Annotated in this window: 15 protein-coding genes; 6 read left to right on the plus strand and 9 right to left on the minus strand. The window is 37.4% G+C overall.

Annotated features, from left to right (window positions below):
* From BGO84_RS02315 to BGO84_RS02340, 6 genes are all read right to left on the minus strand, one after another.
* Positions 1 to 1,257 (minus strand): FtsX-like permease family protein, encoded by a 1,257-nt coding sequence (locus BGO84_RS02315; RefSeq protein WP_291027306.1) that lies wholly within the window; start codon positions 1,255 to 1,257, stop codon positions 1 to 3.
* 4 nt (positions 1,258 to 1,261) lie between these two features.
* Positions 1,262 to 2,521 carry an ABC transporter permease gene (locus BGO84_RS02320; RefSeq protein ID WP_291027308.1) on the minus strand — a complete coding sequence of 420 codons (1,260 nt, stop codon included), beginning with the start codon at positions 2,519 to 2,521 and terminating at the stop codon, positions 1,262 to 1,264.
* A 26-nt stretch (positions 2,522 to 2,547) separates the two neighbouring features.
* Positions 2,548 to 3,801, minus strand: a complete 1,254-nt coding sequence (locus BGO84_RS02325) for an ABC transporter permease (protein ID WP_291027310.1) — start codon at positions 3,799 to 3,801, stop codon at positions 2,548 to 2,550.
* A 4-nt stretch (positions 3,802 to 3,805) separates the two neighbouring features.
* Positions 3,806 to 5,089, minus strand: a complete 1,284-nt coding sequence (locus tag BGO84_RS02330) for an ABC transporter permease (protein WP_291027312.1) — start codon at positions 5,087 to 5,089, stop codon at positions 3,806 to 3,808.
* 61 nt (positions 5,090 to 5,150) lie between these two features.
* The gene (locus BGO84_RS02335; protein WP_006842871.1) at positions 5,151 to 5,819 is read right to left on the minus strand and encodes an ABC transporter ATP-binding protein; all 669 of its coding nucleotides are present in this window, start codon (positions 5,817 to 5,819) and stop codon (positions 5,151 to 5,153) included.
* Positions 5,820 to 5,925: 106 nt separating this feature from the next.
* On the minus strand, positions 5,926 to 7,170 hold the full coding sequence (locus BGO84_RS02340) for an HlyD family efflux transporter periplasmic adaptor subunit (RefSeq protein WP_135105188.1): 1,245 nt from the start codon (positions 7,168 to 7,170) through the stop codon (positions 5,926 to 5,928).
* Positions 7,171 to 7,429: 259 nt separating this feature from the next.
* On the opposite strand from BGO84_RS02340, the gene BGO84_RS02345 reads away from it, so the two are divergent.
* On the plus strand, positions 7,430 to 8,566 hold the full coding sequence (locus BGO84_RS02345) for an AAA family ATPase (RefSeq protein ID WP_291027314.1): 1,137 nt from the start codon (positions 7,430 to 7,432) through the stop codon (positions 8,564 to 8,566).
* Complete coding sequence (locus BGO84_RS02350; protein ID WP_252638134.1) at positions 8,566 to 9,282, plus strand: DUF4276 family protein; 717 nt, start codon at positions 8,566 to 8,568, stop codon at positions 9,280 to 9,282. Before BGO84_RS02345 ends, BGO84_RS02350 begins: the two co-directional genes overlap by 1 nt.
* 19 nt (positions 9,283 to 9,301) lie before the next feature.
* Here the strand turns inward: BGO84_RS02350 and BGO84_RS02355 are convergent, their stop codons facing one another.
* On the minus strand, positions 9,302 to 10,156 hold the full coding sequence (locus BGO84_RS02355) for a metallophosphoesterase (RefSeq protein ID WP_260393679.1): 855 nt from the start codon (positions 10,154 to 10,156) through the stop codon (positions 9,302 to 9,304).
* A complete protein-coding gene (locus BGO84_RS02360; protein WP_135105191.1) occupies positions 10,146 to 10,769 on the minus strand; it encodes an inorganic pyrophosphatase in 624 nt (207 codons plus the stop codon). The genes BGO84_RS02355 and BGO84_RS02360 overlap by 11 nt, the downstream gene beginning before the upstream one ends.
* A gap of 574 nt (positions 10,770 to 11,343) precedes the next feature.
* Between BGO84_RS02360 and BGO84_RS02365 the strand changes: the two genes are divergently transcribed.
* The 4 genes from BGO84_RS02365 (at position 11,344) to BGO84_RS02380 (ending at position 15,494) form a co-directional block, all read left to right on the plus strand.
* Positions 11,344 to 11,793, plus strand: a complete 450-nt coding sequence (locus BGO84_RS02365; protein WP_006842865.1) for a dCMP deaminase family protein — start codon at positions 11,344 to 11,346, stop codon at positions 11,791 to 11,793.
* On the plus strand, positions 11,794 to 13,515 hold the full coding sequence (locus tag BGO84_RS02370) for a S41 family peptidase (protein WP_283687170.1): 1,722 nt from the start codon (positions 11,794 to 11,796) through the stop codon (positions 13,513 to 13,515).
* A 173-nt stretch (positions 13,516 to 13,688) separates the two neighbouring features.
* The gene (locus tag BGO84_RS02375; RefSeq protein ID WP_291027316.1) at positions 13,689 to 14,246 is read left to right on the plus strand and encodes a 5-formyltetrahydrofolate cyclo-ligase; all 558 of its coding nucleotides are present in this window, start codon (positions 13,689 to 13,691) and stop codon (positions 14,244 to 14,246) included.
* A 108-nt stretch (positions 14,247 to 14,354) separates the two neighbouring features.
* On the plus strand, positions 14,355 to 15,494 hold the full coding sequence (locus tag BGO84_RS02380; protein WP_135105194.1) for a hypothetical protein: 1,140 nt from the start codon (positions 14,355 to 14,357) through the stop codon (positions 15,492 to 15,494).
* A 54-nt stretch (positions 15,495 to 15,548) separates the two neighbouring features.
* Here BGO84_RS02380 and tsaD read toward each other — a convergent pair whose 3' ends face one another.
* Complete coding sequence (gene tsaD / locus BGO84_RS02385; protein WP_291027318.1) at positions 15,549 to 16,565, minus strand: tRNA (adenosine(37)-N6)-threonylcarbamoyltransferase complex transferase subunit TsaD; 1,017 nt, start codon at positions 16,563 to 16,565, stop codon at positions 15,549 to 15,551.
* Positions 16,566 to 16,591: the final 26 nt, after the last annotated feature.

The following is a 16,591-nucleotide window of genomic DNA, read 5'->3' on the forward strand; positions in this document are numbered from 1 at the left end:
TTATTCGTCTCGTAGAGCTTCTGCCGGTTGTATCCTTGATGCCCTCCACGATGGATAAAGTACTGCCGATATTGATATTGTAATCAGGATCAAGGCAGTAAATAAATAATTGATAAAATATTGGCTTATCCTTATAGGCTCCTCCCCTCTATCTATGGATGGTACTCCAATATCTCTTAGTATATCCGCCAAAGCGATGTTTATGCATATCGGTGTGGCTATAAGACTGGCTAATAGCAATAAGAAGAGAGTTTCGAGAATGAATAAAGCTTTTATATTCATTCGGGTTGATCCTACAGCTACTCTTAAGCCAATTTCGTTACGTCGGGTCTGTATTCTAAACCAGAATGTGCCTACTACAGCGAGAAAGATATTTATGAAAAGGAACGATGATATAGAAAAAATACTTTTGAAGTTATTATCGTATTTGTTCCATTTCATAAAGTCTTTTCTAAGATCACTGATAGATGTCACAGACGATAAAAAATAAGGATCCATCGCAATTTGTTCTTGCATATCTTTTGTAAATCGCTCTATAAAATTTTTATCGGCTTCGGCTTTTACCCGTACACAAATTTCGATTCCGTCAAAATAGACTGTTTCCCTGTCGTTTGTCGATAATAATGTGTAAACTATCGGATTGTGTTCGTCAAACTCACTTCTCTTGGAAGATGCTGCAACTCCTATTACTTGTTTGTTTTCGTTATCTCCGGTTACGAGTGATTTTATTTGTTTGGCATCGTGCTTCAAAAATTGATTATCTTTATTCCCACTGATAACTATATTATCCGTTTTATTCCAGTTCTCTACTTGTCCTCGTTGCACGTTGATTTTGAAAACATTGAAATAGTCAGGACTAACCGATTTAAACTGAATGTAATCAACCATCGTATCCAAAGAGGCTTTATTGCTCATAAATGAACCCGAATAGGGAACAGCGGCCGAAGAGAGACTTATATATTCTATATCAGGATATTTCTTTATACGATCTACGATAGTCCATACGATGTTGACTAATGAATCTTTTTGAGCATCCGTTCCATTATTTATAAGTACATGGCCTTCTTCTTTTATACCCATATTGATGTTGTAAACGTGTTCTACATTATAGCCTGTCGGCTCTAAGTAACGTTTTGTGAAAAAATAGATGTAATCTACACAAAACCAAAGGATACAAAAGACCAATACGAGCTCGAACAATATCCAAATGTTGATTTTTCGCTCACTCCATATTATTTTAAAAATTTGCTTTATCATATTGTTACATGTTTTTTTTGTTCAAAGAATCAACTATGGCTGCTTTTGACGCTCTGTATGCCGGTATCCCTGCCGAAAGAAGGTTGAGCACAAAGCAAGCTAAGAATACACCTACTAATACAGGGTATGATATTAAAGCATGAATTGGTATAGCACTCTCTGCCCCCACATCGAGTAGCCAGCTTTTGAGCCACATTACAATGAAGTATGACAATATCAATCCTATAATACCTCCTATGAAAGTTGTAATTAGATTTTCGAACAAAATCTGAATCAGTATTATATATTTTTTTGCTCCGAAAGCTTTTCTTACTCCTATTTCTTCGATTCGTCTTTTTATTTGAGACATGCTAAAGCTGGATAAGTTAACTGCCGGAATGAGAAGCAAAACGGTAAAAATGAATATCATTTTTCTATTGGCTGTTTTTTCATCCGGTTTCATATCCCTGGTTTCTTCCATCGAGAGCTGTCTCTGATTGTAAGGACCATGAAACGTTATATTGTTTTCGGGGTCGCCACTATCAAATTTTCGTTGAGCTTTCTGTATTTCCTCCGTTAATGCCGTTGCGTCTTTTTTATCCTTCAATAGGTATAAAATATGATAGCTCCTGTTGTTATACCCATTCTTCGAGGTATATGGTATATACGCTTCTCCGTATCCGTATGTAAAGGTCTGGGGCACATCTTTTATAATACCGATCACTTTGTATAGCTTAAAGTCTATTTCTATATTTTTGCCCAAAGCTTCATTATTTCCAAAAACTTTTTTTGCAAGATTTTCTGAAATAACAGCGTTGCGTATGCCTGATTTGAAATCTTCTTCCGTAAATGGTTTTCCATCCAGAAAAGTAAAGGATAGTACTTTCCAGTAACTAGCGTCTACCATTTTGATCTCCGATAAGAAACGTTCGTTCGCATTCTCCTTTTTTACCATAAACTGGTTGCCATTCCATGCTTTGTCAACAGCAGTAGTATATTCGGGCGTTTTAAATTCCGAGAGGTAATTTTTATACAATTCGTAGCTGATTGTACTTTGCCATATCCTGTTTTTAGTTTGATCTTTGCTCTTTTTCGTATAGCGTTTCACATAGAAGGTCTTGCTTCTGTTTACTTCAGGTGCTATATCTACATGCTTAATGGAGTCGGTCACTATGATGACCATAACCATCATTATAGCCAATGCTGTACCTGTAATAGTGATTATACTGATAAACTTGTTTTGTTTCAGCATTCCCAAAGCCTGTTTGAAATATATTTTATACATATATTATTCTGTTTTATTCAAGATTTTTATTCGTTTCGCAATACTTCTGTCGGATTTATTTTTGTAGCCCTGTATGCCGGATACCATACACCAACAAGAATAATTAGAGCCATAATAGCATAGGTGATCGATATGCCGATTATAAAGCGTAAAAAAGTGAATGCTACCCAATCGAGATGTACTAGTTCAAATAGTCCGAAATTGAGCGCTATGATTATAGTAGGTATCATGACTATTGACAATAATAGGAATCCCTCTGTAATCACTAACATTTGTATTTTTATTTTGGGAGAGCCTACAGCAATCCGCAGTCCTAATTCGTTTTGACGTTGCTGTGTACGAAGACCGAATACACCCGATATACCTAAAAAAATATTGATAAGAAGAAATCCTAAAAGAAAAGTTCTGACGAAGATTGTACTCTCTTCAGGACCTACTGCGGCTTTTCTGATATAGGAGCTTGGGCGTACATCCATCAGATAAATATTACCAACCATAATCTTAGATGCCATATCTTTTATAAATTTTTCGATGAAATCATCTTTTATGTCCGGTTTCACACGTATACACAGCTCCATTTGAGATAGGTTGTCAGAGTTTACATTATTTATGATTTCCTCCTCAGACAGAAGTGTATAGAATGAGGGGTTAGCTTTAAAGTATTCAGTCCATCTTACAGGTACATACTCCCCTGTAATCTGTTTTTCTTCGCCATTCTCTCCTACAATGATATTCTTGCCGATAGCTTCTTCTCCCTTTAATAACTCAGTTGCAGCATTTGCAGATATTATCACAGAATGCTTATTCAACGCTTGTTTTAAATCTTTTTGAGTGATAGATTGTGTTTTAAAAACATCAAAAAAAGAAGGGGTAACTTTATATTCCTGAGCTGATACACCGATTTTATTATAAGACAGTTTTTTATAATATGCCTGACTATAAGGTGTAGCCGCATAAGGCTGTGACGCTATAGACAGCGATACTGATTCTATCGGTGGATACTGACGTATCAGCTCCATTATGCTTAATAGATCTTCTCCGCTAGTCGTTGTTTTTTCTTCGGGAGAAATATAATTTTCACTGTCTTCAAGGCGTTCATTTAAATCGATGCGATAAGTGTTTTCTATATTATAACCGAAGGGTATATTTCTAACTGATCTCAGCACCTCCATATAGTCAACTATATACCAAAGACATATCGAAACAAAGAGTAATTCGGCTACTATCCAATAATTACTTTTGCGCTGATTAATTATTATCTTGAAAATTTGTTTCAACATAGCTTTAGTCTTCTCTTAAAGATTTAACAATCGATGCAGATGACACTCTCCATGCGGGTATTCCTGCACTTAAAAGGTTTATGATTACACAGAAGATAAACGTCAGAAGAAACGTACCCGGAGTTATAAAAACAGAAGGGTTAAAATGAGGCTCAATATCCAAACCGAAGTAATTATTATAATTAAAACCATAGTCGCTTATAAAATGAACTGTAATGAATGATAGTAATAAACCTAAACCACCGCCAATAAGAGAATATACCATTTGTTCGCTCAATACTTGCCAGATGAGGGTTTTTCTAGTAGCACCGTATGCTTTTCGAACTCCCAATTCGACGATTCTTCTTCTCATGCGAAACAGTGTAAGACCAGATAAATTAATGGCGGGTACAATTAGAAGGATCAATATAAATCCGATATCCGATAAATATGACCTTTGCATATCCGGATATCCCGGTCCAAACCGATGATCCTCTACATATCGAGTGTCGGGTTGGCCGTAAAATTCTACATTATAGTTGGCTAATGTTGTATTATAGCGGCTCACCTGTTGATTTGTTTCTGCACGTATGGCATCAAAATCTTTCGAAGAATGCGCTATAATCTGGCACTTATACATCCCTGTTATTCCTTCAGCATCTAAGTTTTGCTCTTTATTTATCGATGTATAAGGTATCCAAGCATGGGCATATGTGGCAACAGTTATCGGCGAAAGATCTTCGACTACTCCTGATACTGTATATGTTATAAAGCTCAATTGCATTTGTTTGCCAATGATATTTTCTGTTGTTCCAAATATCGTACGTGCTAATTGCTTACTGATGACTATTTTTTTGATACCCGATTCTAACTCCTGTTTGTTATATCCGTTTCCTTCTATAAACTTAAAGTCAAAAACTTTCCAGAAAGTATCATCAGTATACAGTACATAACATCTTTTCTGATTTCCTCCTCCCGGTAGGGTAGCCAGATGCGAATGAATAAAGGAAGAAATAGTAACCGCTTCAGGTGTTTTTAGTGACAAGAAACATTCTCTGATTGTTTTTATTGACATAAAGCCATCGACAACGAAATTTCCTGTGTTCTTTTCCTTTACTCCAACCCATTTTACATATAACGACCTTGATCGGTTAGTTTCAGGCTCCAGATCCATAACCTTAGCTTGGATGGCAACTAATAAGGATATGATCATACAAATAGACAATGCGACACCTATAATGGATATAAGCGCAGTGTAAGGATTGTCCTTTATCGATCTTATAGCTTGTTTCAAATAACTTATATTCATCTAACTTTAATGCTTAGGGCGTATACCGCCTATTTTTTTGAGAATAAAAAGAGTCGGAGGCTTATTCTACACGTCTTCCGTCGAAGAAACGAACGATGCGTTTAGTCGTTTTTGCTATCAGCTCATCGTGCGTCACCATTACTATTGTTGTACCTTCGTTATTCAACTCAAACAGTAGATCCATAATTTCTGTACCCATCTTGCTGTCAAGGTTTCCGGTAGGCTCATCGGCCAAAATGATTTGAGGATTGCCGATAATGGCACGAGCTATGGCTACACGCTGGCACTGTCCTCCGGATAATTGAGACGGAAAGTGTTTCATACGATGCGAAAGACCTACTTTCTCCAACACATGCTTTGCCAATTCGCGGCGGCTGGTGTCTCCAGACTTGCGATAAAGAAGTGGAAGTTCCACATTATCGAGTACGTTTAGTGAATTTATAAGATGGAAACTTTGAAAAACAAACCCAAGTGTTTTGTTACGAAACTCTGCCATTTCTTTGTCTTTCATCTTGTTTGTTTCTGTACCATTGATGAGTACTTTGCCATTGGTTGCAACATCGAGTAGCCCCATGATATTTAGCATGGTACTTTTACCACAACCTGATGGCCCCATAACGGACAGAAAATCCCCTTTTTCGACTTCCAGATTTACATTTTCCAATGCTACTGTTTCTACTTCTTTCGTCCTATAAATTTTTGTAATCCCTTGTAAATTGATTATTGACATAGTGCTGATATTTTATGTATGATTATTTTTTATTTACTTTTATACTCTTCCTAATCGAAGGAAGAGTATAAAAGATCTCCCTAAAGTTATATTACCTATTATAGAATTAATTTATTTTTAATTTTTGCTTGTTCTTGTACTGATTCATATCCGATATAATTACTTGTTCGCCTTTCTCGAGACCACTTATCACTTCTACATATTCGAAGCTGCTTTCGCCTAGTTTTATTTTTTTCTTTTCCGCTTCTCCGTTTTTCACTACCCACAGTTCATATTCTCCGGCTCCTATATAATACGTCGAATTAGGAATTCGTAATACATCATCCTGTATCCCATGAGTAACATATACATCTGTTTTCAGACCACTTCTGAGACGTGAATTACCCGAGTCTTTTAGCATGACGGTGAAATTAATTACGCCATTCTTTACCGAAGGGGTTATATTTACGACCGTTCCTTCCAGCTGCAATTGTCCGATTTTTATTATGGCTTTAGCTCCCGAACTGAGTTTCTCGGCATAGCTGTCTGCTATTTCTGCCAATACCTTGAAGTGACTCAGGTCTGAGACAATAGCTATTTGTGCTCCGGCAGAAACTTGCGAACCGATTTGATTATTTACATAGGTAAGCGTTGCTCTCTGAGGCGATAATATACGAGCATCCTTTAAGAGACGGGCACTTTCTGCCAGCGATTTTTCGAATATACTCAGGTCGAGTTGTTGGACTTTGACCTCGGCCGATGCATTTTTCTTTTCATTCACTATTTGTTCTTTTAGTTGCTGGAGCTCAAGCTTTGCTACTTCATAGTTCAATGCTGCTTGGCGTACCTTGTCTGAGGTACTTGCCCCGATGCTATCCAGATATCTTTCGTTTTTAAGCTCAGTTTGTAGTTGTTTGAGCTTCATATCCTTTACCTGTAGTTGCATTTGAAGATCCGAAATAGTATTGTCGAGACTCACTTGAGACTGGATAAGTTTGCTTTTCTTCATTTCTTTTTCGTCCAGTTTCTGTTTGTAGTCTGTTTCTATCGAGGCCAGTTCGAGCTTTAAGATCGGTTCATCTTTGTTTACCGAATCTCCCGCTTCTTTATATACTTCCAGTATCCGGCTATTGATAGGCGATACAATAATTTCTTCGGTCAGAGGAATCACTTTGCCCGATGCATTTACCGTTACTTCGATCGTTCCTCTGTCAACAGTTCCTATAATTACATTTTTCGAAGAAATCGAACCTTGCAGAAAATTTACTACGATAATAACTACTATTGCCAAACCTACTATAATAGCACCATATCGTATGATCTGTTTACGTCTTTCTTTGCGTTGCTCACTTAATGGTATCTCTCTGTCCATTTCTAATGTTTTATTATTCTACCTATTTATATCAAGTCGTATGCCGAAAATGTAAATTGTATATAATCAGTTGTTTATCGTTTTTGTAAATGTCCGATATCGGACGACTTGTTCGGAAGTAGTCATTCTTAAATGTTTGCCTATAAAGAATCAGCTGGTGAATCTGTAATTGAATTCTCCATCGAAGATTATTTACAGAGAGAAAAAAGTGTATATTTGAGGAGGTAAATTTTATACTCTTTGTAAAATATAGACCCAAATGATAATTCGTGCATTAAAATATATTCGTTATGCGGGCGAACCTCGCGAATGGAGTATCGTAGGCAGTAATGATGATTATGCTTACTTTGATAATCTAAATCTTTTGGTGGGCAAAAATGCATCCGGAAAAAGCCGGACATTAAATCTGATAAGACAAATTGCAAATTTATTTTCGGGACAGATTAGTTTGAAACAAACTGTTAGTCCTAGCGAAAACTTTGAAATCATTTTTACTGAAGGTGAAAACACATATAAGTATATACTTGCCTTCAAAAACAGGACTATCATCACAGAGGTTCTGATGTTTGATGACAAAGTCTTATTGGATAGGGAAAAGAAGATATTCATCGATCTTGAAAATAATAGAGTTGAAGCAGATGTGTCAGATAATCAACTGGCCATTACTTTGCAAAACAACGAAGGGAAATCCTATTACGAAAGTTTTGTAGAGTGGGGGAGGTCTCTTCGAAATTATATGTTTGCAAACCAGTTGGAGAAAAAGAAATTGGTGAAGGACTACGTCGGGGAGGAAAACAATAAAGATATTGATGACCCGGAGACTTTGATTCACGCTTTCTACAAGGGCAGAGAGCTGTTCGGTGAAGCCTTCATATCAGAGATTCTGTCGAGCATGCAGGATTTGGGCTATGATATTTCTAAAATCGATATAGAAGAGGTTGATGGACTTTACGGACTATGCGTTGAAGAAGATTGTAAATATACTGTTTCTCAACGTGAAATGTCTCAGGGCATGTATCGGGCTCTGTCTTTATTGATACTGCTGCATTATGCGAAATTGAAGAATATTTCATTTTGTATGTTGATTGATGATATTGGAGAGGGGCTTGATTTTGAAAGCTCTAAAAAAATAACAGACATTGTTATTAAGAAGGTGAACAAATCCAATATGCAATTCTTTATGACCACCAACGATCGCTACATTATGAACCAAATACCGCTTCGCTATTGGTCTGTAATAGGTCGGGATCATAGTAAATCGATATTCTACGATTATACAAATTCGAAAGATACTTTTGAAGACTTTAAATATACGGGACTTAATAACTTCGATTTTTTGGCCACAGACTTTTACCAGAAAGGTTTTGGCATTATGGATGAGGATAACAACGTTTGATGAGACGCATTGCTTTTTTCGTTGAAGGACAGACTGAGCAGATTTTTATAAATCGCTTGATAAAGGAAGTCTTTGGCTATAAACAGATTAACATTATTCAGAAACAATTTCGTGGAGGTTCTAATATACCCAAACAAGAGATTGTTCGGAACTCGTCATTTTCTCGAAATCCGAAGTACGAAGTGCTTATTTTTGATTGTGGATCAGACAATAGGGTAAAATCGGAGATATTAGATAACATTTCTAACCTTCGACAAAGAGGGTATGAAATGATCATCGGTGTCCGTGATCTTTATCCTATACCCATAGATGATTTGGAGAAGTTGGAAAAAGGTTTACGCTTCTTACCGAATAAGCTGAGAGCAGATGCTCCATATTTTGATATTGTAATTGCAATACACGAAATAGAAGCGTGGTTTATGGCAGAAACGAACCACTTCAAGAGAATAGACAAACGGCTGACAGGACGATTTATAAAAGATAGGCTTGGGTTTGATCCTTATGTCATAAACTCAGAATCGAGAGTCCATCCGGCTAAGGATCTGGATAATATCTACAGGCTTGTAGGTAAGTCGTATACAAAGAAATATAATGCTACGGTGAGAGTTGTAAATAAACTAGACTTTAATCGTCTCAGGCATCAGGTACGTTACGATGTGGGCTCTTTGAACAGGCTTTTAAGTGTGATCGATAACTTCAAAGGAAGTAAGAAATAGACAGTTTTTTACTCTTGTCTTATTTCTGCTCTAGCGTTATTTCTACAATTTCGGGTTGTGCAAAAAAACGGAATGGAAATCCGCCCATACCAACGCCCGAAGTAACATATAATTTTGTTTTACCCTTTTCTTTCCAACCATACCTGTATTTTTGTCCCGTTTGCATATATTCGGGATGATTGGTGGCCGGCATAATGGGAGCATACAATCCAAAAAGTGTTATTTGTCCCCCATGTGTGTGACCCGATAGCATAAGGTCTACAAGGTCTGTGTCTAGCAATTCCATGTAGTCGGGGTTATGAGACAGCAATATGCAGAAGTTGTTTTGCTTCACATCACTAATCGTATTGTCTATAATCTGCACATCTTCCCAAAGATCTCCTACACCTCCGATTTTTATACTGTCATTGCCTTCTTTTATCCAGTATGAGTCATTGTCGCAGATATGAAAGCCACAATTGCTAAAGCCTTGCTGTATTAGCTTGGCATCTTCCCAGTGATCATGGTTGCCCAATACCGTGTATACTCCGTATTTACTTTTTAGCTTTCTTATTTCGTCAAAGAAAGGATGCGAGTATGTTGTGCTCTTTAGTGTGTTATCCCCTCCGATAATCACTATGTCGGGGTTTCGTTCATTGATTCTCTCTACCAGACGTGCTACATCTTTGCTTGTAAAGTATTTCCCGGAGTGAATATCCGATACGAAGATTATCTTCTTTCCTACAAAAGCATTGGGGATATCTTTGCTTCGGAATGTCAGTTCTTTCAGTTTTATATTCCGTGCTTCCAGATAACCATATATAAGACAGATACTGGCAACCATTAAGGCTGCCAGCGAAAAATAAGCCAGATATTTCTTCCTCTTATTTGTCACTTCTGTATTTGTTATCGTAGTCTTTTATCGAGCGGCGTATAACCTCGTGTGCTGTTTTGACATCGTATGTGCCTGTAAGAATACACCGAGGAGACTTGTCTCCGGGTAAATCTTTATAGGTGGTAAAGTAGTGTTTCAGACGGTCTATTACCATTGGCGGTACGTCCGATATATCTTTGTACGCACCATAGATAGCATCATTTTCGAGTACAGCAATAAGCTTATCATCGGCTTTGTTATGATCTAGTAATCTGAAACCTCCTATAGGTCTGGCTTTCACTATTATATCGCCGTGGGTGATATCCTTTTCAGTCAGAACACAAATATCTACAGGGTCGTTATCTCCTTCTATATCAGTTCTTCCCAATTCATTGTTTGTAAGTTCTGCTACAAGGTCGGCACTATATGTTTGAGGGATAAATCCATAGAGGGCAGGAATGATATTTGAGTACTTCTGTGGTCTATCGATGCTAAGGTAACCGGTTTCTTTGTCCACCTCATATTTAACTGTATCGGTAGGTACTATTTCTATAAAGCATGTTACTACCTGAGGTGCATTGCTTCCGGCATTTATTCCATGCCATGGATGTGCTTTAAATTGATGGTCGTTCATAACAAATCTTAAAAACTTATAATGTATATCCTATTTTTTGCTGCAAATTTAAAGCAATATTTTTGTTTCACCTAAAATACTGACTTTTATAACTCAATACCTTTCGGTTACGAATTTCCAAATTCAAATCACTATCTATAAAAAGGTAACAATGTTTACAATATTCTGCTTTGCCGATTATTTGCTGTAACCAATTGATATATTACGTCTTGATAGCTTTTCTGTTTGCGAAAGGTGACAAAAGTAACACCTTTCGAACCTTATTTCACTGTCACTTTATATCTACCTTTACACTTGGATGGATATTCGGGTAGAATTAATTTAATGATTTTTTATAATAGCGATGTTTTAGCTCACAATCTATTTCAATTATTTCAAAGACCTCTATAAGAGATAATTCTGATAAGAAAAAGCAATGTTGTCGACCTTCTTTTATCTATCATTTATAAATAAAATTTAATATGCCTCTACAATGCCCAAAAAGGTAATTTGTGGATTATATAAAAATTAACTAAATACTTTAAATCGTGAACTTTTCATTATCTTTGTGTTCGAATTTTTAGAACGTAATTTCATGAGCGATGACAAACAAAGGTTGCTCGACGAGCGATACATGAGAATGGCGGCTATTTGGGCCGAAAATTCGTACTGTAAGCGCAGAAAAGTAGGTGCCCTTATTGTAAAAGACAAAATGATTATATCCGATGGGTATAATGGTACTCCTTCAGGATTTGAGAATATTTGCGAAGATGAAAACAACGAAACCAAAGCATATGTTCTGCATGCCGAAGCTAATGCAATCACGAAAGTAGCCTGTTCGCATAACAGTAGTCTTGGGGCTACGATGTATGTGACTACATCGCCTTGCATAGAATGTGCAAAACTTATAATTCAGGCGGGCATAACGCGGGTTGTGTATAATCAGAAATATCGGCGTACAGATGGAGCTTCTCTTCTCGAACGTGCGGGAGTAGAGGTCGTATTTATAGATATAGAAACTAACACAGAGGGATCGGAAGATTAAATGGAAAGCGATAAGAACTTGAACAACAATTGGGAAGGGACAAACAGCAAAATGGCAGAGAACAATAATAGTAGTAAAACTAAAAAAGGAGGAAGGGGTATTTATATCTGGCTTCCGTTGTGCATTGCTGTAAGTGTTGCTGTTGGTATCTTTATAGGAAATGCTTATTCTATATTTGGTTCGGGAAGCGGATTTTTAGGGCGAAAAGGCAATAAGCTCGACGTTGTACTCGACTATATCAATAAGTCTTATGTGGATACGGTAAATGTAGATGCGCTGATCGAAAATGCTATACCAACCGTATTGGCCGGATTAGATCCGCACTCAGATTATATTAGTGCAGATATTATGAACCGCAAAGATGACGAATTGGAAGGTCATTTTAGTGGTATTGGTGTTGAGTTTATTATATTGAACGATACGCTGACAATTGTAAAAGCCATACCGGGCGGACCTTCTGAAGCTGTCGGTATACAGGCCGGAGACAGAGTTGTAACTGTGAATGACTCTCTGTTTGTGGGCAAAGGAATAAATGAAAATAAAGTGTACAGCACACTCAAAGGACCTGAAAAGACCCAGATCAAAATAGGGGTGAAGAGACAAGGTCGTGATGAGTTGATTCCATTTGTAGTAACCAGAGCCTTTGTGCCGGTGAAGAGTGTGGATGCATCGTACATGCTTGATAATAAGATAGGATACATAAAGGTAAGTAAGTTTGGCAGCACAACATATAACGAATTTATTTCGGCAATAGCTAAATTGAAAAGTCAGGGTTGTGAATCTTTTGTTGTAGACCTCCAACAAAACACAGGAGGATACATGGAAGCTGCCATAATGATGGTGAATGAATTCCTTGCCAACGGAGAGCTTATTTTGTATACTGAAGGAAGAGCTTATCCTCGTGAAAATTATTATGCTGATAATTCGGGTACATGCAAGCAAAGCCAGATTGTGGTTCTTCTCGATGAAACAAGTGCATCAGCCAGTGAGATATTTGCCGGAGCTATACAGGATAACGACAGGGGATTGATCGTCGGTCGCCGTTCGTTTGGTAAAGGATTGGTACAGGCTCAATATAAGTTCAACGATGGTTCTGCTATGCGACTTACAATTGCCCGATATCATACACCGTCCGGTAGATGTGTACAGAAGGCATACGAAAAGGGAGACCGCCAGACATATAGCATGGATCTGTATAACAGATATAGCCGAGGAGAATTTGACAATAGAGATAGTATCAAGTTCGATAATCTACCTCTTTTCCATACTCTTTCGGGAAGACCTGTGTATGGTGACGATGGCGTTTTATCCGATGTTTTTGTTCCTCGCGATACGACAGGTATCAATTCGTACTACATGCGAGTAGCGAATAAAGGATTGCTCAGAGAGTTTAGCTATGTGTACACCGAAAAGAACAGAGATAAACTGAAGAGCTTTAAAACATGGACTGATGCTGCAAAATATTTATCTACACAGCCTATTGTCGATAATTTTGCAGACTATGCCTATACAAAGGGAATCCGTAAACAGCCATATTTGATAGATGAATCGCGTAAGCTTCTTCAAACACAGCTCGAAGCATTTATTATACGCAACTTCTTCAGCGAAGACAATTTCTATGAAATGTTCCAAAGAGATGAGCAGATGATAAAAGAAGCGGTAAGATTGCTTAAGGCTAATAAGGCTACGCCTGATGCCATAAAGAAAGGAGCATATAAATAATGTGGATTGGTTATGATATAATATAAAACAGAAGGATAAAAGTAGAACTCTACTTTTATCCTTTTTTCTTGTATTCGTTCTATTTAAGTAGAAATTAGAAAAAGAAATGTATTTTTGTTGAAGGAATTAATTATACAAACAAAATATCTCCAACGGAACAAAGAAAATAAAGAATGAATATAGCACAGCAAAAAGAAAAACTGAGAAAAGAAATATCCTTGTTAAAGAAACAATATTCAGCTGACGACTTATACAATCGTTCGGAAGAAGTATTATCGGTTTTGGAAATAACAGGAGCATTTCAGCAGGCAAAAACTATATTTATTTATAATAGCATGGGGGATGAGGTACAGACTCTCGATTTTATCAACCGTTGGAGTGCTGAAAAGAATTTCTACTTGCCAGTTGTGGTTAAGGATGATATTGTTTTCAGAAAATATGTTCAGAATACCACATTGAAGCAATCTTCGTATGGTATAATGGAACCATTGGGTGATAATTTTACCGATTATAAAAAGGTGGATTTAATTATTGTTCCCGGTGTAGCCTTCGATCGAAAGATGGGACGTCTGGGCAGAGGTAGGGGGTATTACGATCGCTTCTTGTCTCTCGTTTCGGCTCCTAAAATGGGTATATGTTTCGAATTTCAGCTTCTGGATACTATCCCTGTTGATACGAATGATATAAAGATGGATTATATTGTCTCTGAAAATGAATTTATTTGGAAATAAAGAAATATTATTTCATTTAATTATGAGTTTAAGGGGATATATTAAATAAATAAAAAATCCATATATTTGCGTTCTGAAAATAAGTTTATTCTCCATATTATTTAATCTATGTCTATAATCATTAAGGAGGTTAAAGAAGATGATAAAGCTTTGAAAAAAGCATTTATTAAATTTCCTACCGATGTTCTTTATAAAAATTCTCCATATTATGTACCTTCTCTTGTTCTGGATGAACTGGGTACGTTGAATGAAAAAGAGAATCCCGCATTCGATTTTTGTGAAAAACAATTGTTCTTGGCATATAGAGATGGCGAGATCGTTGGCCGTATTGCCGGTATTATAAATCACACAGCGAATGAAATCTGGAATCAAAAAAATGCACGCTTCGGATTTGTTGATTTTATCGACGACAACGAGGTTGTCGATGCTTTATTCGATGCGGCAGGGAAGTGGGCGAAAGCCAAAGGTATGAATGTTATAGTAGGGCCTATGGGCTTTACCGACTTAGATCACGAAGGCTTGCTGATTGAAGGTTACGACCGAGAGTCAACAATGTCTACAACATATAGTTATCCGTATTACAGAGATCAGATAGAACGCCTCGGATTTGAGAAGGATGCCGACTGGAATGAATATCGGATACCTGTTCCTGATTCTGTTCCTGAAAGACATCAGCGTATCGCTAATATGGTGATGCAGCGATATGGCCTGAAGGTACTTAAATTTAAAAGTTTAAAGCAAATAACACCGTACGTAAGTAAAATATTTGAACTGTTGAATGTTGCTTATAAGCCTTTATATGGCTTTGCTCCATTGACACAACGTCAGATAGATTACTATGTGAAAATGTATGTGCCATTGCTTCGTTGGGATTTGGTATCGATAATAATTAAAGAAGATACCGATGAGGTGGTTGGATTTGGTATAGCTATGCCCAGCCTTTCTCGCGGACTTATTAAATCTCGTGGACGATTCCTCCCATTTGGTTGGATAAATCTCTTGAGGGATCTCAAAAGTAAGAAAAATCCTGTCGTAGACCTTCTGCTGATTGGTATCTCGCCCGAATATCAAGGAAAAGGTGTAAATGCTATCATCTTTAACGATTTTATACCATCAGCGCATAAGTGTGGCTTCAAATTTGCGGAATCAAATCCCGAGTTGGAGATGAACAACAAGGTTGCTTCTCTTTGGGACGGATTTAATGCCGAGAATCATAAGAAAAGAAGAGCATATAAGAAAAATATATAAATAGAAAAAGGATTGCCTACCGAGGCAATCCTTTTCTTTTTCTACTGTCTCTTTTCACATAACTACCCTCGAGTATGGAGCAGCATCCATAGAGCAAAAATCTTTGTCTAAAAACTTAAAATAACCGGTAATGGCTATCATTGCCGCATTATCTGTTGTATATCCAAAAGGAGGGATATGTATTTTCCAGCCATAACGTTTTGCATGATCTTCGAAAGCTGCACGAAGCCCCGAGTTTGCAGATACTCCTCCGGCTACGGCAACCTCATTTATATTGTAATCTTTGGCTACTCGTCTGAGTTGTTCCATCAGTACATCTATAATTGTCTTTTGTAATGACGCACAAAGATCTTCTTTATTCTTATCAATAAAGTCAGGGTCTTTTTTCAGTTCATCCCTCAAGAGGTATAGGAAAGAAGTTTTCAATCCGCTAAAGCTGTAATTATAACCCGGTATATGCGGTTTGTTCAATTTAAATTTGGTAGGATCACCTTCTTTTGCCAATCTGTCAACAACAGGTCCTCCGGGATAACCCAGTCCCATCACTTTCGCACACTTGTCAAAAGCTTCGCCGGCGGCATCGTCGATTGTTTGTCCTACGATCTCCATTTCTTTGTATGACTTCACAAGAATTATTTGTGAATTTCCCCCCGAAACCAGTAGGCACAAAAACGGATACTGTGGTTGGTTGTCATCATCTTTATTCTCTTTGATAAAGTGAGCCAACACATGTCCGTGCAGGTGGTTAACATCAACCATCGGGATATTTAGTGCCGACGATAGCCCTTTAGCAAAAGATGTACCCACAAGCAACGAACCCATAAGTCCCGGACCTCGGGTAAATGCAATTGCGGACAGATCTTCTTTATTGACTCCGGCCTTTTTTAAAGCCTGATCTACCACCGGTATAATGTTTTGCTGGTGTGCTCGTGAAGCCAATTCGGGAACAACACCCCCGTAACTTTCATGAACCTTCTGGCTGGATATTACATTTGACAAAAGCACCCCGTCTTGTATAACGGCTGCTGCAGTATCGTCACAGGAAGATTCTATTCCTAATATAGTTATCATTCGTTGGATTTATTTTTTTCTATAAT

This window comes from Dysgonomonas sp. 37-18 (assembly GCF_001899125.1).
GTDB lineage: Bacteria > Bacteroidota > Bacteroidia > Bacteroidales > Dysgonomonadaceae > Dysgonomonas.

Bases quoted from the DNA above. Each gene is read 5' to 3' on its own strand.
- BGO84_RS02360 (WP_135105191.1), bottom strand. From the start codon at position 10,769: ATGAACGACCATCAATTTAAAGCACATCCATGGCATGGAATAAATGCC.
- BGO84_RS02345 (WP_291027314.1), top strand. From the start codon at position 7,430: ATGATAATTCGTGCATTAAAATATATTCGTTATGCGGGCGAACCTCGC.
- BGO84_RS02350 (WP_252638134.1), top strand. From the start codon at position 8,566: ATGAGACGCATTGCTTTTTTCGTTGAAGGACAGACTGAGCAGATTTTT.
- BGO84_RS02330 (WP_291027312.1), bottom strand. From the start codon at position 5,089: ATGAATATAAGTTATTTGAAACAAGCTATAAGATCGATAAAGGACAAT.
- BGO84_RS02370 (WP_283687170.1), top strand. From the start codon at position 11,794: ATGGAAAGCGATAAGAACTTGAACAACAATTGGGAAGGGACAAACAGC.
- BGO84_RS02365 (WP_006842865.1), top strand. From the start codon at position 11,344: ATGAGCGATGACAAACAAAGGTTGCTCGACGAGCGATACATGAGAATG.
- BGO84_RS02335 (WP_006842871.1), bottom strand. From the start codon at position 5,819: ATGTCAATAATCAATTTACAAGGGATTACAAAAATTTATAGGACGAAA.
- BGO84_RS02340 (WP_135105188.1), bottom strand. From the start codon at position 7,170: ATGGACAGAGAGATACCATTAAGTGAGCAACGCAAAGAAAGACGTAAA.
- BGO84_RS02380 (WP_135105194.1), top strand. From the start codon at position 14,355: ATGTCTATAATCATTAAGGAGGTTAAAGAAGATGATAAAGCTTTGAAA.
- BGO84_RS02325 (WP_291027310.1), bottom strand. From the start codon at position 3,801: ATGTTGAAACAAATTTTCAAGATAATAATTAATCAGCGCAAAAGTAAT.
- BGO84_RS02320 (WP_291027308.1), bottom strand. From the start codon at position 2,521: ATGTATAAAATATATTTCAAACAGGCTTTGGGAATGCTGAAACAAAAC.
- BGO84_RS02375 (WP_291027316.1), top strand. From the start codon at position 13,689: ATGAATATAGCACAGCAAAAAGAAAAACTGAGAAAAGAAATATCCTTG.
- tsaD (WP_291027318.1), bottom strand. From the start codon at position 16,565: ATGATAACTATATTAGGAATAGAATCTTCCTGTGACGATACTGCAGCA.
- BGO84_RS02315 (WP_291027306.1), bottom strand. From the start codon at position 1,257: ATGATAAAGCAAATTTTTAAAATAATATGGAGTGAGCGAAAAATCAAC.